Source organism: Clostridium minihomine (genome assembly GCF_900240385.1).
GTDB lineage: Bacteria > Bacillota > Clostridia > Oscillospirales > Acutalibacteraceae > Faecalispora > Faecalispora minihomine.
Window position 1 is genome coordinate 313,118 of the sequence record NZ_OEQH01000002.1, and the last position, 23,907, is coordinate 337,024.

Sequence of the window (23,907 nt, forward strand, 5' to 3'; positions counted from 1 at the left end):
GAGTCTGTAGCTTCTTTATACACTCAAACAAGGATATCTAACTATAATAGTAAAGTAGTTGACATGGTAGTGTAACTGGTACTTTAAATCGTATTCTATCCAGGGGTATCAAACAGCCCTTACGCTGCCTTGCATTCCTCTGCTTTAAAATCTCTGAAGTGGTAAAAAATCCCCTCTATGGTGGCTTAAAATATCCCCTAAGTGGCAAAAAACTTTCTCTCTCGTTACCCCTAAAAACGGCTATTCTATGCGATTTTTAAGCTGTTTTAGCTTCTTCTTTTTTAGCCCCAATAATACTATATCCAATATAGTGAACCTATCGGCCTGACGGCCTAGGTTCTTTTTTTTATGTATTTTCCCCCGGCAAAAAATAGGAAGGACTTCCGATTGTTACTGGATTGATTGAGAAATTGACAGTAACCTTTAACACGGAATAGAGAGAACATGACATCAGCCTTTCACAAAGAAATGACAAAGCATGGATTCCAAGATGGTATGGATGTACACACCTGCACCCTGACCTTTGGATTAGAATTGGCCTGACAAGTTGCTCTTGGGGGGATATCTAGCCGGAAAGAAATAGAAACATTAGAATCGGCAGCAAGGATGCGCCGTTGGAAGAATGGAGTACCCTCTCTTTTCCCCTTGTTTTTCTGTATTTGGGGTAGATTTCGAGCAAACGGCAAGGTGTTTGCCCTCTCCTTAGACTTTGAAATTTGCGTAAGCAGTGGGCACAGGAGTTGGAATATAAGGGGTAGCGAAATCAACCGGAACCGCAGGAACAAACGCTCTGCATAGCAGTTTTCAAATAAGAGTGTTTCAGGAGGGGCTTCATATCCTGTCCGGTTGATATTGCAAAACAAACCGAAAGGAGACGGTAACATGAAGACAGAAGATTCTCTTACCGTAATTAGCCGAAAGGGGTATTCCTGTGCGCTGCTGCCCGGTAGTAAGGAACAGCGAAAGACCGAACGCTTTTATTTGAAACGCTTTTCAAATGGAAAGGAAGCCCCCATTTCCAGTAAAATCATCCTTTTGATTTACACACTGTTCAGCTACCTGTATCAAACGGATGACCCACGCAACTGCACCCAGTTCCAGATTAACCTAAACAAATTCGGGGAATTTGCAAGGATTAAAATGGACAAAGCACAGCGGCTCAGCTTTTTGGTTCAATTTCAAGAGTTGTTTGAGGTGTTTGGGGTAGAAAATCAAGGAACTGTTTTAAAGAAGGAGCGGCTGTTCACAAACTTGGAGCTATTGCCCGACGGCGTGACCCTCTATTGCGAGACCACCTACTTCAGTAAGATTTTAAGCGAAATCTTTGCACAGGTGGACGCCAAATCAAAAGAGTATATTTGGCTGCGTTGGTACACACCCATGATTCGTTCCTCTATTCTTGGAGCAAAAGATTCCAACGCCGCACTGGCGGTCTTGCTCCTTGCTGTATTGGTTGCCCAGAGAGGTACAGGCGGGAGAGCGGTTATTATTTCCCTGCGAGAGCTGGTTGAACGAATCCCAGAGCTGAACAGCTATGTTTGGAATACTTCTCTGGATGTTGGAAACCGCAGTCGAAAGCTGCGTAGATGGTTTAACCGTCTAGTGGAGGGGTTCGGGGGCAACAATTACTTTGAGAAGTACAGTAATCTCATGGAGCACTTTCAGTCCTTTAAACTCTCCACTTTTTTGGGAAGAGGTGGGAATAAGGATAATCCCACAGTCCCCCAGCTGAACAGCCCCAAAAATAAGATTGCAATTCGCTATGAGGGGTATCTGAACGCCGGCTTAGCAAATCTGCCGTCTGAGAACTTTTCCTTTAGAGCCTTCATTCCTCTAAAAGACTATGAGAGGATGTCTTATCGCAACAAGATAAATTCTCTGAAATACTTTCTCAAAGACTATCTGCTCCATCTAGGGGTAGAGGGGGTAGCTGATGATAACTTTTGTTGTGTGCTGCCGAATCATCATGATGCGCACCCCAGCATGCACTTTTATAGTTCTGGGAATCACCCATGGCCAAGCGTTTACTGCTTTGTCTGCAACTTTAATGCTGATCTTCTGGATTTGATTCAGGCCGTAGAAGGGGTAAGTTTTGGGGAAGCCCACAAAATTGCGGAATCTCTCTTTGTTAGAGACACGGAAGGAGAATGAAAATGGATTTAAGTCAGGCTCAAAATCAAAACGTTCCAGTGTTAGTGGGGTATTTGGAGTCCCGCTCTGTCGGTGGGTTTCCTGCTGAAATGGCAGGAACCGAGCTTTTCTTTTGCCCAAAGGATAAGCTGGAGGATTGCGAAATCCGTTTTCACACGAGTACCGGTTCGCTCTTGCGCCACAAGCCGTTTGACACTAATGGTTCAAACTACTATAAGGATAAGGACAAGCCCTGCGGTGTGTTCAACGCAAGAGCGGCTCAGGAAAAGGTGTTTGCCGTCACTGAGGGGGTATATGATGCACTTTCCCTGACAATATGCGACATTCCTGCTCTCGCTTTATTGGGGACGGGGAACCGCTACTTTTATGACCTTCTGGATTCTCTCACTTCCAGAGATTGTGTGATTTTACTCTGCATGGATAACGATGAGGCTGGTCGAACAGCAAGTGCAAAGCTGCAAAACAAGCTGGCGGAAAAGGGGTTCCAAAATGTGTATGACATCACTGGGACACTTTGCCCTGCAAATGAATTGGGGCTAAAAGACCCCAATGATTTTCTAAAGCATAGCGACGAAGAGTTTGAAGCCAATGTCAATCTGATAAAAGCAGAGGCAGAAAAAGTCCTGCTGAATCAGCCCAGCCAGCTGGATACAGTCACCGAGCTGCCCCCTACCTTGGATCAGACATTTGATTCTATCCTGAATGGGATGGAATCGTCCGAAGCCCTCCCGACTGGAATACAGGAGCTGGACAAAACGCTGCACGGGGGTATCCGTGACAACAGCTTTGTCACGCTGGTGGGTGCGCCGGGAGCAGGAAAAACCGCCTTTCTGCTTGCAATGCTGAATTCTTTTGTACGGCAAAACCGAAAAGTGTTTTACTGCACCTACGACATGGCAAAAAGCGAGATGCTTCAGCGCATGATTTCTCTACAAAGCTTTCGACAAGCTCCCGAAAAAGCAATTCCCTACAGCACCCTGTCTGCCGGGATGCAAAAGCTCGCTAAAACAAAGCAAACAGCTGTCGCTGATGCTTTGCACATCTTAAGGAAGGACGTATTTCCTCATGTGACACTGCTCAATGCAGAAGACGCTCGGTTTGCCGAGGATTTGGAACGAATGGCAAAGCACTGCTTTACCCATGGCGTGAAAGCTGTTTTTCTCATTGACTATTTGCAGCTGCTGCGCAGTCAACGGTATGCACAAGATAGCAAGACGAACATAGAAAATGTGAGTGCAATTCTTCATCGTATTGCTAAGACATACAGTTCTCCTGTCCTTGCCATCTCTGAAACCGGAAAGCAGTACTATTCCAATGACAAAGCAAAAGCAAAGCTTACCAATGGTCATTTCCAAAGCAGCTTCGATTTGGGCGCACCAAAAGAGTCCGGTAAGATTGAATTTAGCTCGGATATCTGCCTTGCCATTGAGAGTCACCCGGCGGATTCCTCGAAAGGAGTTATCACTCTCTTGAAGAACCGCTATGGACGAAAGACCAGCCTATGGGTGGAGTACCAATTGGCTTACGGCTTCTTTGGGGTATCTGGTGGAAGCTTTGCTTCTTCCTCAAAATCTCCCGGTAGCTCTCCGTCCCAATTAAATGGCTTTAAGGAACGATGATAAAGACCTGCTTTCTCCAGCTCCAAACCACATTGGCGCTGGAGATTCTTTTTGTATGAAGCATTTTTTGTGTTTTGAAATGCACACGATAGCTGCTGAACTAAAACCATACGATTGCTGCAAAAGGCACTGATTTTGGTCTTAATTTCCACTTTGGTTTTCTCTTAATTTTTTTGCGGAATTTTCTCAGCTTCTCTTTTTTTGCATTTTCCGGCTGGCTGGGCGGGGTTTCGGGCTGCAACAAACCCCAACACTGCCCCATTATCTTAATTTTTCTCTGCGCATCAGAACAGCATATCCAAACTTTTTTTGCAGAGTGTTTTAAAGGATTTTTCGCAAAAAAATCAAATTGCTTTGGATATATGATTTTGAGAGAAAAGTTTTCATGTTCCATTCAATTCTGTAGAGGCTGGGGTACTGTTTTATGGATACAGAAATGTATTACTCTATTCCGAAGGGAGGTTTGTTGCATCATGACAAGTGATCAAATTGCAACAAACTACGCGGGGGACATTGACATCGTCAATGCTCACCGAAACAATCAGTTCTACCTCAGACTGCAAAAACAGGTGCGTAAAACCGGTAAGATTTTGGTGCTGGGGAAACGAAAAGTCGGCCATGAGCTGTCTTTGGAGCAGTTTCACGGCATCGATAAATCGCTTTCTCTGGATGTTGAGGTTGCAAGGCTGAAACAAATGGCCTTGCAGAAATATCTCGGCGCAGAAATCGACTACTTAAAGCACACCACTGCACTATGTGGAATGTATGTGTTTGAGACCAGCTGCTGCAATGTCCAGCACAAAACACAAACCGGCGGATTTACCAGCTCCATCAGCACCCGGAGCCTACCCTTGATGCAGGCGTTTGCTGGGGGATTGTCACAGCAAACGATGACAGAAAATCGTCACTTTCTGCTCAAGGGACTGGACGAACAGATCCGCACGGGCAAGGTACATTCGATCCGTTTGGAGCACAACAGCCGGGGAGTTCCCACACTTCGGCAGGAGGTAGTCAACCTGAACACCATGAAGGTGACTCCCCATTTTCTGCTGATAGAGGCAGCGACCTATTTGCTTCGCCTTTGCCAGAGCAGTCCGGTCAGAATTCGGTATGCCGAAGGAACCACCATTGCGACTCGTGATGTGAGCCTATGCCGAGGCTTTTTGTTTCGACAGTACCACTATGGCTGGCAGTCAGTTCTCGCCGGTGCGTGGGACGGCAAATCCGCCACCCTGCATCTTCCGGTATGCCAGAGCAATTCACAAGTCACGATTGAGGAGTTTAACCTCTATCGGATTTGTGCAGTCGTTCCGTTTCAAACAACAGGAAAGTAACCGCTAGTCCCCCCGGTTCCGCTGCTCCCGCTATTCCCTCGGCTTCCGCTACTCCCGCTGCTCTCCATAGTGCGTACGGCGGGACAACGTTCGTGCACGCTGCTTCCGGGGGCATACGGGGGCTGCCGCCTGCTTGCGAGTCACACGGCGGCTCACGGCGGTCACACCGTCCGATGGCAGGTTGGGTTGTTTCCGCAAGGGTTACCGCCCCGCCTGCCCTCGCCGCTTCGTGGTGTAGGGGTATCATCCTCACCGCTGGGCTACGGCTGCCAACGTGCTGTGCAAGGCTGCTTGGGGTATTAGGCGGCTGTCCTCTGCCTGTTACCGCCACACGGGGCGAACACGGGCGCAACACGGTTCGGGCTGCTGTATGTGAGCAGCCCGCTGCGTTGTATTAGGTAACTTGTTTGTTAGGGTGTACTTAAATAGACTACCCGGCTGCCTCTTGTTTCCTATAGCTTCTTTGTTTCAAAAGGTTTAAGGGGTATTTGGAATATGGGTAGCTTCGCCGTTGGTAGTATTCGGACAGATAGGAGGAATTATATGCGGGTATACGGCTATGCTCGGGTCAGTAGTAAAGAGCAACATTTAGACCGACAAATCACAGCTTTACGTCAGTTTGGGGTAGAAGATCGCAATATTATAGAAGAAAAAGCTTCTGGCAAAGATTTTAACCGACCGAACTACGCGGTATTGCGAAACGCATTGCTTCGTGAGGGGGATGTACTAGTTGTAACCTCGCTTGACCGCCTATCCAGAAACAAAGTGGACATTAAAGAGGAGTTGGAATATTACCGCCAGCAGAATGTTCGCATAAAGGTTTTGGATTTACCAACTACCCTAATTGATTTAGCGGAAGGAGAAGACTGGGTTCTGGATATGGTGAATCACATTCTGATTGAGGTGCTTTCCAGCATTGCAGAGCAGGAGCGTGTGACCATCCGAAAGCGTCAGGAAGAAGGAATCGCCGCAGCAAAAGCAAAAGGAAAGAAATTCGGTCGACCTGAGATTATGATGCCGGAGGATTTTCCGCAGCAGTTGGAGCGAGTGAAGCGGCAAGAGATTTCTGCAAAACAATTGATGCAGGAGTTAGGTCTAAAGCGAAATACTTATTACCGATTTGTACATGAGTTGGAGCAATTATCTTAACTATCATTGTTTTAACAATAACAAGGGAGTACTGCCTGTCAATTACAAGCGGTACTCCCTTGTTCGTTTAAAAAACAGGAGAACATTTTTTCATTATTTCACCTGCAAACTTTCAAATAACGCGGATAATATTATAAGTATACTTATAATAAATGCTTACTATTTTAAAAGTTTTACTTTTTATATCCCTTATATGACACAAAATACCGATATGTACCGTAACGCCCCTCTTACGAGAGTGTTCATTATAAAAGCTCCAAACCATCTATTGCACGTTCAATACAACAGATTATCTTTCCTTCCAGCGTTAAAGTGACTACTATGCTTTTGGCACCTTTATATTCAGGCAATTTCTGAAACACAATTCTCTCTGGGCTTTGGTAGTCAATTTCTCTTTCAAATGAGATATCTGCAATACTATTTCCATTGGAAGCAATCCATTTAAATTGAAACTCTGCTAAAACAGGATTTAGATCTTCACACTCAAGCCTTGACATTTGCGACTGCTCATATTTGCTTTTGGGATAAGTATCTGCAAACGCAAAGCTAATGGAATTGATGCCAAATGAAACGTTCTTCAAAAACAGACCGTTATATTCAAACATATCCGCTTTACAAACTTTTATCATACTTTTGTATTTGTAGAAATTTTTAGGGTCTTTTCTTTTTAGTAGAGTCATCAAAGTAGTTTTTTCAATTTCATTTCGGCACAAAACATATTTTAAATTATTAGCAATTTGATACGAATTGGGGTAAAGGATTTCAGCATGGCGATATTTTCTGATTTCTTCTTCAACATATCCCTTGCTGTAAATTTTATTAAAATCCAGTTTTTGAAATTCATCAACCCCACTGGAAAGTGGTGCGCTATGCCCCGCTTGGCTTAATTCAGAAAACTTTGTAAGAGGCTCCCTAAGCAACTTTTCCAAATCAAACAGAAAAAACACAGGCACTGGGACATTGGCGTTTTCATCATTGCAATAACGGATTGCCTCGTGTTTAAATCCCTCATTATAATATTGGGTAGGAGTCAAAGGTCGAAAATAAAACCGAACTGAGGAAGTAGCTGCACTTTCCGTCATATTAATGACTTGAATACTCGCATTATCGTTCGCCATAGCACTTGTTTCCTGCGCTCTTATTCTACTGTATAAATACCCTGTTGATAAAATGTTTACAGCATTAGACACATCGGTATAATGAAAAGCATATCTTGGCCACCATTTTACTGAGGCTGTGTTACAGTTTTGCTGGATTATTTCTGAGAATGTCATATTAACACTCCTTTACACCATAAGCTCGGCCTAGACCTTCATTTAGCTGATAGCCCCCTAACATATCACCAGACTTACTATCCTGAATCCGAATTTTAGAAAGATATCCAAGCTGCTCTAGTAGCCGATATACCAAAGAGCTGTCAACGGAAGTATCTACAGCAAATATACCATCCGTTCGTACAGCATCCCAAATCTGATACAGCTCATCCTCAGAAACGATATGTGTTTGTTCTTTATATTCAAATATAATTCCACTTGAATATTTAACGGTTACCTCATTTTCTTCATATGAAAATGTGATTGGGAGCAAAGCAGTTTGATACGCAATATCGTCAATCAGTCCTTTAAAAGACATATCTTTCGCATTTTCATGCAGCCATGCCATCGTTTCTTTCTGCGCCTTGTGTTCCGGTATAACATCCGGCCCTGTTCCAATATAAATATAAACCGTAATAGGAAGAGGCCGTAAATATTTTTCCATCAGTGGACGAACATCATCCCAGTTCAACTCACCATTTCCGCATCCGAGCCTTGGGAAAGCAATTGATGTGATGCTTTTTTCAGCGTAGGTTTGAACAAACTTGACCAGTCCAGCTTCAATATACTCTAATTTGGAAGGATATCTCCAATTTTCTTTTGTTGGGAATAAAAGAATCCAATGATCTGGAGAATAAAACAGCATTAGTTTCCCTGTTTTCAATAGATTTTTTTCACAGGCACGTTTGTAAGACTGAAACATTTCAGGGTATCTTTTTTTAAAAGACAATGCGAGCCCCTTCCCCATAACACCTACAGTGTTTACTGTATTTACAATAACTTGTGCGGGGCTATTAAATATGTCGCCCTCAATATATTCTATCATTATGGATCTCCTTTCATTGAATCTGGATTCTTTCGCCATTTGGCAATACAAAACTACACTCTAGTTTGCAATCCGTAACCATGGCAACCTGATCAAGATCATCAATTGAAAACGTCCCACGCTTCACTTTCTGACTAAATGCTTGTGGAGTTTTATTCAATCTCTTTGCAATTTCTGTCATCGTCAAATCAGTCTTAATACAAAGTATTTTTATCGGCTCATCCATTCTCATTCCAAATCCCCCTTACTATTATTTTAAACATTTATATTTAATATGTCAACATATATAGAAATAATCCGATTATTAATAATTCATTTTAATTTGATTCAAAACAAAAGTTTATTTTGAAAAATGTTTAGTACCCGTAAATACTATAAATGAAAACCATTGACCCATTGGGGAGAAGGAGTTGATTCTTCTCCCCTTGTTATCGCCTTTTTTAATTCAGTTGCAGAAGAATAAACATATTTTTTTATTTTATTGAGGATATGGCATTTGTGTTTCCAGTTGTACAAGGAGTCTGTGCTTAGACACCAGCAATGTGGTTTTGCATTGACTATTGTAAATAGGCTGGTGTAACTAAAATGAGATTATATGATAAGTATGACAAGCAAGCTTTGACACTGGATGAAACGGCAAAAGAACTGGGAGTTAGTGTCACTGATCTTGATGTACTAATTGCGGAAGGTGAATTAGCTGCTAAAAAAATAGGCAATCACACCATTATCCCCATTTCTGTACTGGAACGGTATTTGGGACTTGAAGAATCAGCAGGTCAGAGTTATACTACCAAACCAAATAACGAAGAGGAGGTTTTCAAAATGGAAACGCCGTACGGTACAGGTAGTATTCTATATGTAAAAGCAAGAAACGTGTTCCGGTATGCCATCAGCAATGGGAAAGATGCAGTCACCGGAAAACGCAACAGAATCATAAAAGGGGATTTTCACTCTCGGGAAGAAGCAGAGGAAGCTCTGCGAAATGCTTTGAAAGAAATGAGCGAAGCCGCTTCTGGTTCTGGGGTAGCACCCACCCTACCCCTAGCACCTGCCACTCTCCCCGTCCCAAATGCTCCACGCATTACTGTTCGGGATTATTTGGATCAACATCTCTTTACGATGTTCGCTGCCCCGACTGCACGGACAAAGCATTGCTATGCCACGAGCGCAAAACTAATTGTAAAATCAAAACTGGGAGATATGTACTTAGACGAGTTAACCCGAATGGATATTCAGAAATTTCTAAACAGTATGTCCCATATGTCGCAGAGTACTTTAGATAAGGTTCGTCTTGTCCTGCGTAAAATGACTGCTGTTGCCGCTGAAGACGAGTTAATCCTGAAAGATGTGGGGCGAATGGTGAAAAAAGCGAAGTCCACTCAAAGGGATTTACGCTCAGATGATGAAAAGGTGTATTCAAAGGAGCAAATCAGCACCATTTTATCCTGTGCAAAGCAGGAAAGTGATCCTATGATTTACACAGTTCTTTTGCTGGAAACGCTAACTGGAATGAGACCGGAAGAAATTCGTGCCTTGCTAAAAACCGACGTGAATTTTACCACACGCGAAATTCACATTCATCAGGCTGCTATCATGAAGCCAATACTGGGTAACAGCGCACTTTCCAAAACCACTGGCAGAGAGTCAGCAATCGGCCCCACAAAAAGTCCTGCTGGAGTTCGTACCTTGTACATAGGTGAACAAGGAATCGAAGCAATTCAAGAGTGGCTGGGGTATTTGGAAAAGAATCACCCTGCAAAATATCAGAACCAGTTCCTGTTCCCCTCATCAACTGATGTTCCTATGAGAGACGATGTCCTCAACACCGCTTTCAATCGCTTCAAAAACCGTCATGGCTTTGGAAAAGAGTACTCGCTCTATAAATTCCGGCATACCTTTGCCACCACATTAGCAGAATCGGGCGTACCTGTCAAAACCGCAATGCGCTTGATGGGAGACTCCACCACCAATGTGATTTTAGGTGTCTACACACACGTTAGAAGTGACGAGGCCAAACGCACCGGTCAGCAAATAAATCAGGTGTATTGTGATATGCTGGAGAATACAGAAGAATCACATAAAGAAGATTAAAGTAGCTGGTCATATTAATGTAGTTGTTAGATTGATATGACCAGTTACTAGATTTGTTGGATTCAGCTATTTTTTGACATTTATTGTTTGATATATTGGGGAAACAACAGTATAATTACATTATTACTAAAAATAGTAAAAAGGGGTAGGTTTCTATGCCAGAATTAGTTGTATCAGGAGAGAATACCTTTAAAAAAACTATAGGAAATTCAATTGTATTCATTTCTGATTTACATTTTGACTATACTAAACAAAGATATAGGCCAAGAACTGCTCCTCAGATGAAAGATAATTTTATTGCATTTATAAAAGAAAACTATGCAAACAATATATTGTGCTTAGCAGGAGATTTTTTCAATGATTACAGGAAGACTCTCTCATTTGTAAAAGAGTTAGAAAGTGAGCAAATTGTTGGATTTTTTGTATTAGGTAATCACGATTTCTGGAACGATGGCACGAGAAGTCATATGGAGATTATTAACTTATTCTCTGTAGAGACACAAGAAAACCAGTTTTTTAGATTTCTGACTACAGGGCGGAAGCATTACTTTAATGACATTTGCGTTATTGGAGATACAGGTTGGACAAGTTTTCGGCGTGGAAGACGCAGAGTATCACTTAAACAGTTTATGGGACTTCCAGATGCCGCAAAAGTAAAAGATTTTAACCCGAAGACAATCATATCTATGCATGAAAAATGGATATCCTTTGCTAATAGTATATTAGCAAAGGAAGAGAAGGTATTGATCTTGACCCATTATCCTATGGTCGATTTTACACGGGAAGATAAAGATTGTTGGTGGAGTTCACAAACCAATCTTAAGGGTGATAATAGCTGGCGGATATTCGGACACACACATAAATATAAGGAACAAAGAAATAACAATATTTCTTCACAGCGCGGATACGATAATCGAGCTAATGAAGATTTGCAGCTAATCGGAATAAATCAATATTCCCAATATAACTTTGGCAAGTTAGAGAAAATAGTTGATCAACTTAGCCTTGTCACAACAGGGAACTTTGAAATTATCTCAAAATTTCATTCCTCCATAGTTGTATCAAATTCTGGTCATGAATTGGCACTAGTATCAACCATAAAGCAAAGAGGATATAAGCGATGTGCCGCAAACAAATACAACTTTGCAGTCCTTGCAAATTCTCCAGAGATGTACCTCGAAAGAGTTAAGGAAGTGATTAATGGCTATCTCAGTAATAACTATATTGGTTACATTCTTTCGGATTATATTTCAAAGGACATAATTGAATTGATTTTTACTTCTATTGCATTTTTGGAAAGTGGGAACCAACGTGACATAAGAAAATTTATTGCTTCTGCGGTAATAACAGGTTATGTTTTTAATGGAATGCCATACTTAATTAAGAATATGCGCCTATTAGACGATTACGATATATTGAGATTTTGGCTAATGTTTTTAACAATGAAGCAATACAATTTAGATGTCAGCTCAGTTGACACTGTACGTAAAGATAATAAAAGTTTTATTACATTTTGCAATGTTGATATATACTTTCCGTCAGTTAACGGAATGGCACTTACTCTAGACAAAATTCAAGATTTGTTGCCACAGACACTATCATTGAATCAGCCAGTTGCATTATTAGAAGAAAGCCACACATAGACTAATAGTTAATTCTAAGATAGAGATCAAGCTATGTAAAATTGTGTATTACACCATTTGTCGCGATTTGATTTGATTATTTGGAAACAGAATAAGATTTCCATAAAGGATTAACGCTCGCTCAGTTAATATAGCGACAGCCTGAATTGATAGATTATATCAATTCAGGCTGTTTTCTTGCATTATTATTTATTTATAAGCTGCCGTTTTACTTCTTTTATATCAATAAAACACGCTGCTTATATGGATACCTTTGGATACCCTTAATCTATATTTTGCCCTTTTTACTCTAGGGATAAAATTAAAAAACGTAGGATTCATGCGGTTTTCCGCAACTCCTACGTTTGTTTTATCTGTATTTCTTGGATTACAAATCAGCTGCTCTACCAACTGAGCTACACCAGCATAATTCAAAATTTGAGCGCTTGACTAATATATCATTTTTAAAACTTTTTGTCAATACATTTTCTGCAAAAATGGGCAGAAAATCTGTTTATCACAAAAAATCCAACGGCTATTTGTTGCACTCACCCGATTTCCCATGAAAAAGCCACTGGAATTTGCCGGGCCTAAAGAAAAAGCACATCAGGCCCGGCTATTATTTTCTTTTTTCCGCTGCCCAACCCTGGTTAAAGGTTGTCCTCCGGCTCACTCAAATCCAAAGCACTGTTCATCAAATGCAGCAATTCCAGTTCACTGCGAAAATTTTGTTCCTTATTCCCGTCTACCCAGCGCAGTGTCCCCTGCCAGGTAGAGCCGCTGCGATACAGCACCTTGATTACAAAAGTTGCTTTTTCCCCTTTCACCTTGCCACCCCGGTTCTATGTTTCACATCAATTAGAACAAACCAGGCCATTCCTGATCAGATTCTTTTATTATAATCACAGGTTCTAGGTTTTGTCAATTTTATTCATCCTTCGCGGCACAAATCTGCTGTGGTGGCCCCAGTCAAAGCAATCAGCGCCAAAGGCTCCAGTTCCACCTGAGTTCCAATTTTCCCGCCGCTGACAATGATGGTAGAAAGCGACCGGCAAGACTCATCCAACACTGTGCCATACCGTTTTTTCATGCCAATGGGAGAACATCCCCCGCGAATGTAACCCGTAATTTTCTGAATCTCATCCACCCGGATCATTTCCACTGACTTTTCCGAAACCGAATGGGCCGCCGCCTTTAAATCCAATTCTTTTTCCACCGGCACGACAAACACATAAAAGCTTCCGCTGTGGCCTTTTGTCACCAGTGTTTTAAATACCTGATCCACCGGCTGCCCCAATTTGTGGGCCACTGACACGCCATCAATCGCGCCATCTTCATGGGAATAAAAATGGCACTGATACGGCACTTTTTCTTTGTCCAGCACACGCATTACATTCGTCTTTTGTTCCTTTGCCATCTAAGAAAATTCCTTTCTTCCTAAAGTCATTCTGTTTCTATAAAAAGAAAAACCAGTGAAAGCGGACAGCTGTTTTAAGCAGCTGTCCGCTTGTTCTTTTTTATGGCTCAACAATCTTCCATTTGATGCCTTGGGGGGTATCTTCCAACACCACATGACGTGCCTTGAGTTCATCACGAATCCGGTCGGCAGTCGCCCAGTCTTTATTCTGGCGGGCCTCGGTACGCTGCTGAATCAGTGCTTCAATTTCTTCGTCCAGCGTCTGATTCGTTCTGTGATACAACAGCCCCAAAACATCTGCGAACTCCTCATACAAAGCAAGCGCAGCACTGTAAAGCTCTTTGCTTTTTTCTGCCGGAATCAAATTGGTATTGATCTCTCTGGCCAAATCAAACAGCACCGATATCCCATCTGCGGTATTGAGATCATCATCCATAGCGGTGATAAAACGCTGACGGTACTGCTCCTGCAACGCATGAATCTGCTCCTGCTCCCCGTCTTTCAGCCCTGCCGGTGCATTATCGCGGGCAAAAATCAGATTATCGCGGCAGTTATATAGGCGTTCCAGAGCAGACTTGCACTGCTCAATCACTTCGATACTGTAATTAATCGGGCTGCGGTAATGAGAAGAAACCATCAGAAAACGAATGGGCTCATAGCCATAAACATTCGCTACCTCGCGAACGGTAAAGAAGTTATTCAAAGATTTGCTCATCTTGTGGTTGTCGACGTTGATATACCCGTTGTGCATCCAATAATGGGCAAAATCTGCACCGTTACAACATTCGCTTTGAGCAATCTCATTTTCATGATGAGGGAAAACCAAGTCCTGACCGCCGCAGTGTATGTCAATGGTGGTTCCCAAATGGTGACGGGCCATGGCAGAACATTCAATGTGCCAGCCGGGGCGGCCTTTTCCCCAAGGCGAATCCCAACTGGGCTCGCCGGGCTTTGCAGATTTCCATACGGCAAAATCCATAGCATCCTCTTTGATTTCGTCCACGCCAATGCGTGCTCCGGCCTGCAAATCCTCCAGCGGCTGGTGAGAAAGCTTGCCGTATTCCTCAAACTTTTTGGTACGGAAATAAACGTCCCCGTTAGAAGTGGCGTAAGCATAGCCCTTTTCCACCAAACTGGAAATAATCTGAAGGATATCCTCCATGCTTTCGGTGGCCAGCGGATGCACCGTGGCGGGACGCACATTCAGCCCCTGGGCATCCTTTTTGTACTCTTCAATGTACTTTTTAGAAACCGTCAGATAATCGCTGTTTTCTTCATTTGCCCGGCGGATGATTTTGTCGTCAATGTCCGTAAAGTTCTGAACATAGGTTACCTTGAGGCCGCGGTATTCCAAATACCGGCGCAGAACATCAAATACACAGATGGGCCGGGCATTGCCGATATGAATATAATTGTAAACCGTTGGGCCGCAGGCATAAATCTTTGCCTCGCCTTCCTTCATCGGAATGAATTCCTCTTTTTGTCTGGTTAACGTATTATAGATTTTCATGCTAAAACCTCCCGCGCGTTGCGCAACCATTTTTCCATATTGTTTTTTCGGGCTCTGTCAGCCTTCGCCCGGTTCCTCGTCTTGCCTTTGTGCCCGATCCTTTTTATTTTGCTCCAGCTTTTGCTGCAGCAACTCCAGTTGCATACTTAAAGCAGTATGGGCATTGCGCAGATCAATCAATTCCTGCTCAACCGGATCGCCCACGTGGATCTGATCCAGTTCATAGGGTTTCTCGCCGTTAATCCGAACAATTTTTGCCGGCACACCCACAGCAGTGGCCCCCGCCGGAACTTCACTGAGCACCACCGCACCGGCGGCAACCCGGGCATTGTCCCCCACTTTAAAAGGGCCCAACACCTTGGCTCCGGAACCTATCATCACATGATTCCCAATGGTGGGGTGGCGTTTCCCCTGATCCTTGCCGGTTCCCCCCAAAGTAACCCCCTGATATAACGTGCAGTAATCACCGATCTCTGTAGTTTCCCCAATGACCACACCCATGCCGTGATCAATAAACAGACCTTTGCCGATGGTAGCGCCGGGATGGATTTCCACCCCGGTTTTGTGTCTGGCCCGCTGGGAAATGTATCTGGCAATCAGTTTCATATTGCGGCGGTGAAACCAGTGTGCCAACCGATAGGATCGCACCGCCCGAAACCCGGAATACAAAAAATAAACCTCTAAACGGGTTCTGGCAGCAGGATCCCGTTCCAGAATGGAATCCAGCTCTGCTTTTAACTTATCAAACATACTCGGTTCCTCCATTGTGGCAAAGCGATGGGAGAAAAAACCTGATGGCAATAAAAAAAGCCCCTCGTCCCCTTGTTGGGGACGGAGGCGGCCATTCCGCGGTTCCACTCCGTTTTATCTCTCAGCGGCGGTAACGGCGCCGGGCCGGACAAAGATACTAAGCCCCCAAAAGGCTGTTCCCCCTGCCTGCTTTCCGTATTGTCGGAAAAACAGGTGCATTTTCACCGAAGCCTCCACCAAAAGCGCTTGCAGCCAACGGCGCTTTCTCTCTGTTGCGGTTTCTGTCGGGTACTTTTCCCGTTTGCAGCATTTGAATACTATTGTATGCAGTCATGACAATTTGTTGTCAGGGTTCAGTATACAACAATCGCCCGGCCTTGTAAAGAGCGGCGGCCCCCCCCAAAAAAGATCCGGCATGTTGCCCTTGTTTGGCTTGTTTAAAACATACCTATCTGGTACATTTTCGCCTAACCCGAAGGATGTTCTGCTAAAAGGTTTGACTGAAACAGCCGGATAAATTCATGCAAAACAATAAAATTTTTCTATCTTTTTCTTTTTGAGTAATCCTGCCGTGTTTTTAAGGGACAAGCCCCTCCCCTTTACACGAACTTTCTTGAAAAACTGTCTAAGAAAATTTATGGTATTCTCATCATTCAGGCACAAAATTAAAACAGGCAGCGAAGAGCTATGCTCCGCTGCCCTTTCAGCGGATTTATCCCGCTGTTTTTATAATCTGCCAATTCTGCTTTAAATATACCGCGCCGGATATCACCGACAGCACTGTGGCCACCAGCACAAACAGCTGACCCAAGAAAACCGCGCCTTGTTCCCCGGCAGCAAAGGGCAAAGACAACCCAGAAACCGTCCCCATAGCGGCCAGCTCTTGCCAGTACTGGAGCATCAAAACAGCCAGCACCGCAATAATTTGGCTGACCGTCTTGGCCTTGCCCCAATTATTGGCGGCGATCACCTGACCCTTATCTGCCGCAACCAAACGGATAGAAGTCACCATGAACTCTCGGGCAATGATCAGCAGTACCAGCCAAACATCCGCCAGATGAAGCTGCACAAAGCAAACCAGCGCAGAAATCACCAGAATCTTATCTGCCAGCGGATCCATGAATTTTCCGAAATCGGTAATTTGATTGTATTTGCGCGCCAGCATTCCATCCAGATGATCGGTGTAAGAGGCTACCCCAAACAGAATCGCTGCCCACAGGTAATGATGGGGCAGTCCCGCCGCCAGCAGTACCGCCACAAAAACCGGAACCAAAAGAATACGGAATACGGTTAGCTTGTTGGGCAGATTCATAAAAACTCCTCCACTTCTCCAATCAAATCACATTCGATAAAGTCAGTAATTTTCACCCGAACAAACTGACCGTAAGATGGCTTTTGCTCGGGGGAATGGAAAAACACCTTGCCGTCGATTTCCGGCGCATCCTGAGGGCCGCGGCCAAAATAACACTCCGCATAGCGGTCATAGCCTTCGGTCAGCACCGTAACGGTTTTCCCGATTTGCTCCTGACACAATTCTTCCATAATGCGCATCTGCTGTTCCATCAAGAGTTCCATGCGGTGGTGTTTTAGCTCTTCCTCAATCTGGTTCGGCATTTTCGCTGCCGCAGTGCCTTCTTCCTGAGAATAGGGGAAACAACCCATCCGGTGAAAACGGATTTCTTTTACAAACTCTGAAAGTTCTGTAAAATCTTCTTCGGTTTCACCGGGGAAACCGGTAATTAAGGTGGTGCGCAGGGTAATACCCGGCACCCGATCTTTGATTTTTTGAAGCAAAGCCGTGATGGATTGCCTGTCGCCGCTGCGGTACATGGATTTCAACATTCTGCCGGATACATGCTGAAGCGGCAAGTCAATATACTTTACAACCTTTTCCTGTCGGGCCATCGTATCCAGCAGTTCATCAGTAATGTAGTCGGGGTAACAGTACAAAAGGCGGATCCAGCGCAGACCCTCGATCCGACACAAACGATCCAAAAGCTTGGGCAATGCCAAATAGCCATACAGATCCTCGCCGTAACGGGTAGTGTCCTGCGCAATCAGAATCAATTCTTTGGTTCCGTTTTGAGCCAGACGCTCGGCTTCCTCCACAATGCTTTCCATATCACGGCTGCGGTAACGGCCGCGAATCATGGGAATCGCGCAATAAGCACAGCGGCTGTCACAGCCCTCGGCCACTTTGATATAAGAAAAATAGCTTGGGGTGGAATGGACGCGCTCCCCGTATAAAGGCAGCCGGTTTTTGGGCGGGAAGGATTCCGGATTCTGCCCTTCCAGCGTTTGCCCGATGATTTGGGCAATGTCTGTATTGGCGCCGATGCCCACCACTGCATCCGCTTCGGGCAGTTCCTTGCGGATTTCTTCCCGGTAGCGCTCTGCCAGACAACCCGTCACCACAATGGCTCGGATACGTCCTTCTTTCTTGAGCCTTGCCAGCTCCAGAATTTCTTCAATGGATTCCTTTTTGGCATCCTCGATAAAGCCGCAGGTATTAACGATAGCCACATCTGCCAGCGCCGCATCATTGCAAAGCTGATAGCCTGCTCCCTGCAAGGTGGCCATAATCATTTCTCCGTCTACCCTGTTTTTGGCGCAGCCCAGGCTGACCATTCCAACTGTTATTGCCATAATTACTCTTCATCCTCATTTAAGTCTATGGTTTCATCCAGACAACGCAGCGCCTGCCGAATTTCCGGCAGGCGATACCCCATCCTCTGCAAAGCGTTTACTGCCCTGCGCTGCTGTTTTTCATCCTGTGCCGCCAAGGGATATTTCTTTTCTAACAGCTGCAGCAGTTTTTCTTCGGGCTCAGGGGCCAGCTCCTGCACAATTTCTTCTGCCAGATCCTTTGCCAGACCCTTTCGGCACAATTCAAATCGAACTCGGGATGCGGCAAACCCTTTTCGCTCTAACAGCTGGTGTGCCAGCTGCCTGCCGTAGGCCGCATCGTCAATAAGTCCCAGTTCTTCCATTCGATCTGCCGCATAGCGAGCGGCTTCTTCCGAAAAATCACGGCGCAGCTTCTCTTCCAGCTCCCCTTTCAGGTGACCCCGGTGACCCAAAAGGTACAGCGCTTTTTCCTTTGCCCGGTAATTGTCCGATTCTTCCCGAAGCCGAAACAATGCCTCATCTGTCAGCGTGATCCCCGGGCGTACGCCTTCCCGGCTCAACACCTGAGTATCCAGCTCCATAGCCGGCTCCCCGTCCAGAACTAAAAGGGAAAGCCCCTTGCGCCGGGGCTGTATCGCCGTTACCAGCATCAATCATCCACCAAAATATCGATATTTGCTTTAGAAGCCGCCCGGCCCGCCGATTTTGCAGGAGCTGCGGGTACTTCTACTTCTACGGGTTTGGCCGCTTCCGGAGCAGGAGCCGCCGCTGCCGCACCCTTTTTCACCGGACCGGAAGCCTTTGCCGGCAAACGGTCGGCACTCTCTTTCAGCTTTTCTTCGATTTCCGCCATCATCTCAGGATTATTCTTTAAAAACTCCTTGGAGTTATCACGGCCTTGCCCCAGTCTGGTTTCTCCATAAGAGAACCAGGCTCCACTTTTCTGAACAATGTCCAGTTTGGCTGCCAGATCCAGAATTTCGCCTTCTCTGGAAATTCCTTTTCCGTACATCACATCAAATTCCGCTTCCCGGAAGGGTGGGGCAATTTTATTCTTGACCACCTTGGCTCGGGTGCGGGTACCAATCTGCTCAGTACCGTTTTTCAGCGTTTCAATCTTACGGATATCAATACGGACAGAGGCATAGAATTTCAGCGCGCGGCCGCCGGGGGTTACCTCGGGACTGCCGTAAATCACGCCCACTTTTTCACGCAGCTGATTAATGAAAATCGCCACACAGTTGGATTTGGAAATGGCACCCGCCAGTTTGCGCAGTGCTTGAGACATGAGCCGTGCCTGAAGGCCCACGTGGGAATCGCCCATGTCGCCCTCAATCTCTGCCCGGGGCACCAGCGCCGCTACCGAGTCCACCACAATCACATCAATGGCACCGGAACGCACTAACGCCTCGGTAATCTCTAATGCCTGTTCGCCGGTATCCGGCTGAGAAACCAGAAGGGAATCTACATCTACCCCCAAAGCCTGAGCATATATGGGGTCAAGGGCATGCTCTACGTCGATAAAAGCAGCATATCCGCCGCTTTTCTGCCCCTGTGCGATACAGTGCAGTGCCAGTGTGGTTTTACCGGAAGATTCCGGCCCATAAATCTCTACAATACGCCCTCTGGGCAGACCGCCGATTCCCAACGCCATATCCAAAGAAAAGGAACCGGTGGATATGGCTTCGACCTGCATTGCCTGATTCTGCCCCAAACGCATGACTGCGCCCTTGCCGAATTGCTTTTCAATCTGCGCCAGTGCCGTGTCCAGCGCTTTGCTTTTATCTACTGCCATGAAAAAACTCCTCCGCTCCTGAATTTAACTTCCCTGAATTCAAACACGCAGAACTGCGCTGATTCTCATTACTTCTAAATATATAATCAATAAAAACAGCAAAGCTGTCTTTGCGGCACAGCCGCTCTTGTGCAAAAGCACAAGCTATCGTTCCCTGTTCTCTAATGCATCGAAAGCCCTGCTTTTCACAATGCGCCGTGAGGTTATTAAAACCAAAGCTTTCGCTTATGCCGTGAGGTTATTATAGCGTATCTAAATTATAAAATCAATGGATTTCAGCAAAAAATCGAACGAACGTTTTGATGCTGTAACAGTTATTTTTTTCTTTATCCGCTAAAAAACAGAAAAATCCGGAGCAGACAGCCTTTTTCCCAAAACACCATCCCTCCGGTAACTGTTAACTTTTTCCTTGATAAACACCTGATACCACCCGGTCAAATCCGTTAAAATCTTTTTGCACTCGAATGTGAGACAGTCCCGCCGCCAAAAACAACTCGGATACGCTTTGCCCCTGAGTTTCGCCGATCTCTACTGCGGCAATGCCCCCCGGCCGCAGGCGGGGCAGCCAGTTGCGGGCAATAGCCCGGTAAAAATCCAATCCGTCCTGTCCTCCATCCAGCGCAGAGGGCGGCTCCCGGCGCACCTCATGCTGAAGGGAAGAAATCTCTTCCGAAACAATATACGGAGGATTGGAAACCACCGCGCTGAGCGGCCCGATGTCGGCCGCCGCATCGCTTTGGGTAATATCCGCCCGGATTGCCGAAACCCTCTCGTCCCCAAACCGATGCAGATTCTTTTGCAGATACTCAAATGCCTGTTCATACCATTCAACACACACAATGCGGGCATCCTTGCGGAGCTGTGAAATTCCCAAGCCCACCGCGCCGGTTCCCGCACAGAGATCTGCCACCACAGGGGCCGGGTGTCCGGTTAAAAGTTCCGCAGCCGTATACACCAAAAGCTCTGTTTCCTCTCGGGGGATTAATACCCCTTCCCCCACCGAAAAACGCATCCCGAAAAATTCCCACTCCCCCAGAATATACTGCAAGGGGCGACGTTTTTCCCGCTCTGCTATCATGCGGAAAAATTCATTGGTGTTTTCCTTGGGTGCATCTTCTTGGCCGCGCAAAATCAAAGCCTGGCGATCCATTCCAAAAGCCTGGCGGAACAAGCAGATGGCGTCAAAAGCAGGGCTCTCTACCCCCGCCTTTTGTAATATGGTTTTTCCCTCGTGATAGGCTTGCTGAAAGGTCATCTTACAATCCTGTCCTCCCCGTTTTCCGGAATAACCTCCTTCAACGCGCTGATTGCCACTTCAATCATAGAGTCATCCGGTTCCTTGGTGGTAAGCCGCTGCATCCACATTCCCGGCGCAGAGATAATTCGGGTCACAATATTATCGTACCGGCCGCAGATGCGGATCAGTTCATATCCGATTCCCATCAAAAGCGGCACGCACAAAATTTTTGCGATACTGCGCAGGAACGGGTTGGTAAAGGGAATAAAAAAGCCGGCAATCATCCCCAACAAAAGCATAATCACCATAAAGCTGGTGCCGCAGCGGGGATGAAAACGCTTGTAACGACGGACGTTTTCTACCGTCAGCTCCTGCTCATTTTCATAGCAGAATATCGTTTTGTGTTCTGCCCCGTGATATTGGAACACACGCTTAATGTCCGGCAAGCTGGCACAAAACGCTATGTAGCCGATAAAGATAAAAATACGAAGAAAACCTTCAAACACCGCTCGCCAAGAGGCAAGCTCTGTTCCCCACAGATGGCTTTCGCCCAAATTAAAAAGCCAGGTGGGCAGCCAGAAGAACAATCCCACGGCAATCAGCACACCCAAAACAGCACTGATGGCCATAACGGCGTTCATCAGTTTATCCCCGAACACCCTTTCCATCCACTGGTCAAACTTTGAAGGCTCCTCGTCATCTTCCAGCCCGGATTTTTCTGCCGAAATGCTGAGTGCCTTATACCCCACGGAAAGGGAATCGATAAATCCGGCAACTCCCCGCAAAATAGGAAGCTGAAGAATTTTGTAGCGTCCGCGCAGCCGTTTGGCTGCGATCTGCTCGGTCGATACGGTATTGTCGGGCAGGCGAACCGACAAGGCGGTTTTAAAGGGGCCCTGCATCATTACACCCTCCATCACCGCCTGCCCACCGATGGATGTAATCATTTTTGTTTTTTCTCTAGCCATTTTGTTCCGGATTCCTTTCTTCCACAGCAGGAATCGGCTTTGTAGCCGACGAAACCTGCCTGAGCGTTGGTATGGTAATCGTTACAACCGTGCCAACCCCTTCCTGGCTTTCCAAATCCAGACGCCCGTCATGCAGCTGCATAATTTCATCTGCCAGGGCCAGTCCAATTCCGGAACCGCGCACAGTCTGGTTGGCTTTATAAAACTTCTTTTTCACATTGGGTAAATCTTGTGGAGAGATTCCGCAGCCGGTGTCGCCGATCACCACAATAATTTTCCCATCCTTTTGTTCTGCGGTCACGCTGACTGTATCACCTTCGCTGGTATATTTAAGCGCGTTGTCAATAATATTGACAAACACCTGGCGCAGCCGGTTGATATCGCCCAGCACCGGCGACAGCATGGCCGGTTCTTCATAAACCAAAAATTTGCCTTCTGCCTGGGCACGATCGGTAAACATATAAACCGCTTCTCCCAGTTCGGCCAGAATATCGATTTTGTCCATCATCAAGGTCATACGGCCATTCTGCATTCGCGAAAAATCCAGCAGTTCTTCCACAATTCCGGAAAGCCGCTCCGATTCTCGAATGATAACACCCATGCCCTTTTCATACATATCCTGATCGGTGTCTTCCAATCCCTGCAGTGTTTCTGCCCAGCCCTTGATGGCCGTCAGCGGGGTGCGCAGTTCATGGGAAACAGAGGAAATAAAATCATTTTTCATTTTTTCAGACGTGCCCAATTCCACCGCCATTTTATTGATGGTTTCGCAAAGCTCGCCGATTTCATCATCCTGCCGATTTTGAATTCGCGCATTAAAATCCCCCTGAGCAATGCGTTTGGCTGTGACGCTGATCTGTTTAATGGGATCCACAATAGACTTAATAAAATAAGAGCTGGACAGCACCACCAGAAAAATGACCAAAAGCCCCAAAAGCATCAAAGCGCCCACAATGGTAAAGATTTGCTGGTCGGCCTGCTCCAAAGACACCACATAACGGATGCTTCCCAAAGCCGATCCATTTTCATTGCGGATCACCCGTGTGACAGCCATCACTTTTTCCCCGGAAGAAAGCTGCCCTTTCCAAGTTCCATACCCATCATCGTTACCAAGAGCCTCTTGAAAATCTGGCATAACCTGAGATTGATCCGGCGGAAACCCGGTGGAAGTAACCAAAATTCGGCCTGCAGAGCTCAGCACCATCATTTCCATCATCTCTTTGCTGGGGGAGTTTTCCACATAGCTGCGCGCAGCAGTGGAAAACTCGACAGCTGTCTTTTTCCCATAATCGGCAAATACGTTGGTCAGCTCACCGGAACGGCCGTTGATGGTTTGCTGAATGCCATTGTAAACATAACCCTGTACGACCAACGACATACAGATAATCAAAGTGGACAGGACAAGCAGAATGACACCCAGGCTGTTTAAAATCCAGCGCCGGGTAATTCCCCATATTTTCACCTTATCCTCTCCTTTTCCGCCCGTGTGCGAAGCTT

Annotated in this window: 22 protein-coding genes; 6 read left to right on the forward strand and 16 right to left on the reverse strand. The window is 45.6% G+C overall.

Going from position 1 to position 23,907, the window contains the following annotated elements; genetic code table 11:
• Positions 1-882: 882 nt before the first annotated feature.
• Complete coding sequence (locus C1A02_RS05305) at positions 883-2,151, forward strand: hypothetical protein (protein WP_101697169.1); 1,269 nt, start codon at positions 883-885, stop codon at positions 2,149-2,151.
• Positions 2,152-2,153: 2 nt separating this feature from the next.
• Positions 2,154-3,770 carry a DnaB-like helicase C-terminal domain-containing protein gene (locus C1A02_RS05310; protein ID WP_164997152.1) on the forward strand — a complete coding sequence of 539 codons (1,617 nt, stop codon included), beginning with the start codon at positions 2,154-2,156 and terminating at the stop codon, positions 3,768-3,770.
• 100 nt (positions 3,771-3,870) lie between these two features.
• Here C1A02_RS05310 and C1A02_RS05315 read toward each other — a convergent pair whose 3' ends face one another.
• Complete coding sequence (locus C1A02_RS05315) at positions 3,871-4,164, reverse strand: hypothetical protein (RefSeq protein WP_101697171.1); 294 nt, start codon at positions 4,162-4,164, stop codon at positions 3,871-3,873.
• A gap of 79 nt (positions 4,165-4,243) precedes the next feature.
• Between C1A02_RS05315 and C1A02_RS05320 the strand changes: the two genes are divergently transcribed.
• Complete coding sequence (locus C1A02_RS05320; RefSeq protein WP_101697172.1) at positions 4,244-5,104, forward strand: hypothetical protein; 861 nt, start codon at positions 4,244-4,246, stop codon at positions 5,102-5,104.
• A gap of 48 nt (positions 5,105-5,152) precedes the next feature.
• On the opposite strand, the gene C1A02_RS13450 is transcribed toward C1A02_RS05320, so the two are convergent.
• Positions 5,153-5,302 (reverse strand): hypothetical protein, encoded by a 150-nt coding sequence (locus tag C1A02_RS13450; RefSeq protein ID WP_164997153.1) that lies wholly within the window; start codon positions 5,300-5,302, stop codon positions 5,153-5,155.
• A gap of 345 nt (positions 5,303-5,647) precedes the next feature.
• Here C1A02_RS13450 and C1A02_RS05325 point away from each other — a divergent pair, with 345 nt between their 5' ends.
• Entirely contained in the window at positions 5,648-6,253 is a 606-nt protein-coding gene (locus C1A02_RS05325; protein WP_101697173.1) for a recombinase family protein, read from the forward strand.
• Positions 6,254-6,498: 245 nt separating this feature from the next.
• Here C1A02_RS05325 and C1A02_RS05330 read toward each other — a convergent pair whose 3' ends face one another.
• Genes C1A02_RS05330 through C1A02_RS05340 form a run of 3 tightly spaced genes read right to left on the reverse strand, consistent with a single transcriptional unit; the run spans position 6,499 to position 8,624 of the window.
• Positions 6,499-7,527 carry a DarT ssDNA thymidine ADP-ribosyltransferase family protein gene (locus C1A02_RS05330; RefSeq protein ID WP_101697174.1) on the reverse strand — a complete coding sequence of 343 codons (1,029 nt, stop codon included), beginning with the start codon at positions 7,525-7,527 and terminating at the stop codon, positions 6,499-6,501.
• A 1-nt stretch (position 7,528) separates the two neighbouring features.
• Positions 7,529-8,392, reverse strand: a complete 864-nt coding sequence (locus C1A02_RS05335; RefSeq protein ID WP_101697175.1) for a macro domain-containing protein — start codon at positions 8,390-8,392, stop codon at positions 7,529-7,531.
• 13 nt (positions 8,393-8,405) lie between these two features.
• Positions 8,406-8,624 (reverse strand): XRE family transcriptional regulator, encoded by a 219-nt coding sequence (locus C1A02_RS05340; protein WP_101697176.1) that lies wholly within the window; start codon positions 8,622-8,624, stop codon positions 8,406-8,408.
• 353 nt (positions 8,625-8,977) lie between these two features.
• On the opposite strand from C1A02_RS05340, the gene C1A02_RS05345 reads away from it, so the two are divergent.
• Both C1A02_RS05345 and C1A02_RS05350 read left to right on the forward strand, forming a co-directional pair.
• Positions 8,978-10,483: a tyrosine-type recombinase/integrase gene (locus C1A02_RS05345; RefSeq protein ID WP_101697177.1), complete on the forward strand. Its 1,506-nt coding sequence runs from the start codon at positions 8,978-8,980 to the stop codon at positions 10,481-10,483.
• Between the two features lie 155 nt (positions 10,484-10,638).
• Complete coding sequence (locus tag C1A02_RS05350; RefSeq protein WP_101697178.1) at positions 10,639-12,126, forward strand: metallophosphoesterase; 1,488 nt, start codon at positions 10,639-10,641, stop codon at positions 12,124-12,126.
• 629 nt (positions 12,127-12,755) lie between these two features.
• Here C1A02_RS05350 and C1A02_RS13455 read toward each other — a convergent pair.
• The 11 genes from C1A02_RS13455 to C1A02_RS05400 all read right to left on the reverse strand — a co-directional run bounded on the left by C1A02_RS13455 (position 12,756) and on the right by C1A02_RS05400 (position 23,872).
• Complete coding sequence (locus C1A02_RS13455; protein WP_164997154.1) at positions 12,756-12,932, reverse strand: hypothetical protein; 177 nt, start codon at positions 12,930-12,932, stop codon at positions 12,756-12,758.
• A gap of 104 nt (positions 12,933-13,036) precedes the next feature.
• On the reverse strand, positions 13,037-13,522 hold the full coding sequence (gene ybaK / locus C1A02_RS05355) for a Cys-tRNA(Pro) deacylase (RefSeq protein WP_101697179.1): 486 nt from the start codon (positions 13,520-13,522) through the stop codon (positions 13,037-13,039).
• Positions 13,523-13,622: 100 nt separating this feature from the next.
• Positions 13,623-15,032, reverse strand: a complete 1,410-nt coding sequence (gene cysS, locus C1A02_RS05360) for a cysteine--tRNA ligase (protein WP_101697180.1) — start codon at positions 15,030-15,032, stop codon at positions 13,623-13,625.
• Positions 15,033-15,089: 57 nt separating this feature from the next.
• Positions 15,090-15,782 carry a serine O-acetyltransferase gene (gene cysE / locus C1A02_RS05365; RefSeq protein WP_101697181.1) on the reverse strand — a complete coding sequence of 231 codons (693 nt, stop codon included), beginning with the start codon at positions 15,780-15,782 and terminating at the stop codon, positions 15,090-15,092.
• Positions 15,783-16,494: 712 nt separating this feature from the next.
• Positions 16,495-17,094 carry a CDP-diacylglycerol--glycerol-3-phosphate 3-phosphatidyltransferase gene (gene pgsA / locus C1A02_RS05370; protein ID WP_101697182.1) on the reverse strand — a complete coding sequence of 200 codons (600 nt, stop codon included), beginning with the start codon at positions 17,092-17,094 and terminating at the stop codon, positions 16,495-16,497.
• Complete coding sequence (gene rimO / locus C1A02_RS05375; RefSeq protein ID WP_101697183.1) at positions 17,091-18,428, reverse strand: 30S ribosomal protein S12 methylthiotransferase RimO; 1,338 nt, start codon at positions 18,426-18,428, stop codon at positions 17,091-17,093. Before rimO ends, pgsA begins: the two co-directional genes overlap by 4 nt.
• Positions 18,429-18,430: 2 nt before the next feature.
• Positions 18,431-19,060, reverse strand: a complete 630-nt coding sequence (locus tag C1A02_RS05380) for a regulatory protein RecX (protein ID WP_101697184.1) — start codon at positions 19,058-19,060, stop codon at positions 18,431-18,433.
• Positions 19,060-20,205 (reverse strand): recombinase RecA, encoded by a 1,146-nt coding sequence (gene recA, locus C1A02_RS05385; RefSeq protein WP_101697185.1) that lies wholly within the window; start codon positions 20,203-20,205, stop codon positions 19,060-19,062. Before recA ends, C1A02_RS05380 begins: the two co-directional genes overlap by 1 nt.
• 397 nt (positions 20,206-20,602) lie before the next feature.
• The gene (gene prmC / locus C1A02_RS05390; protein WP_101697186.1) at positions 20,603-21,460 is read right to left on the reverse strand and encodes a peptide chain release factor N(5)-glutamine methyltransferase; all 858 of its coding nucleotides are present in this window, start codon (positions 21,458-21,460) and stop codon (positions 20,603-20,605) included.
• A complete protein-coding gene (locus C1A02_RS05395; RefSeq protein WP_101697187.1) occupies positions 21,457-22,410 on the reverse strand; it encodes a DUF1385 domain-containing protein in 954 nt (317 codons plus the stop codon). The genes prmC and C1A02_RS05395 overlap by 4 nt, the downstream gene beginning before the upstream one ends.
• Positions 22,403-23,872, reverse strand: coding sequence for a sensor histidine kinase (locus tag C1A02_RS05400; RefSeq protein ID WP_101697188.1), 1,470 nt, complete (start codon positions 23,870-23,872; stop codon positions 22,403-22,405). The genes C1A02_RS05395 and C1A02_RS05400 overlap by 8 nt, the downstream gene beginning before the upstream one ends.
• Between the last annotated feature and the right edge of the window lie 35 nt (positions 23,873-23,907).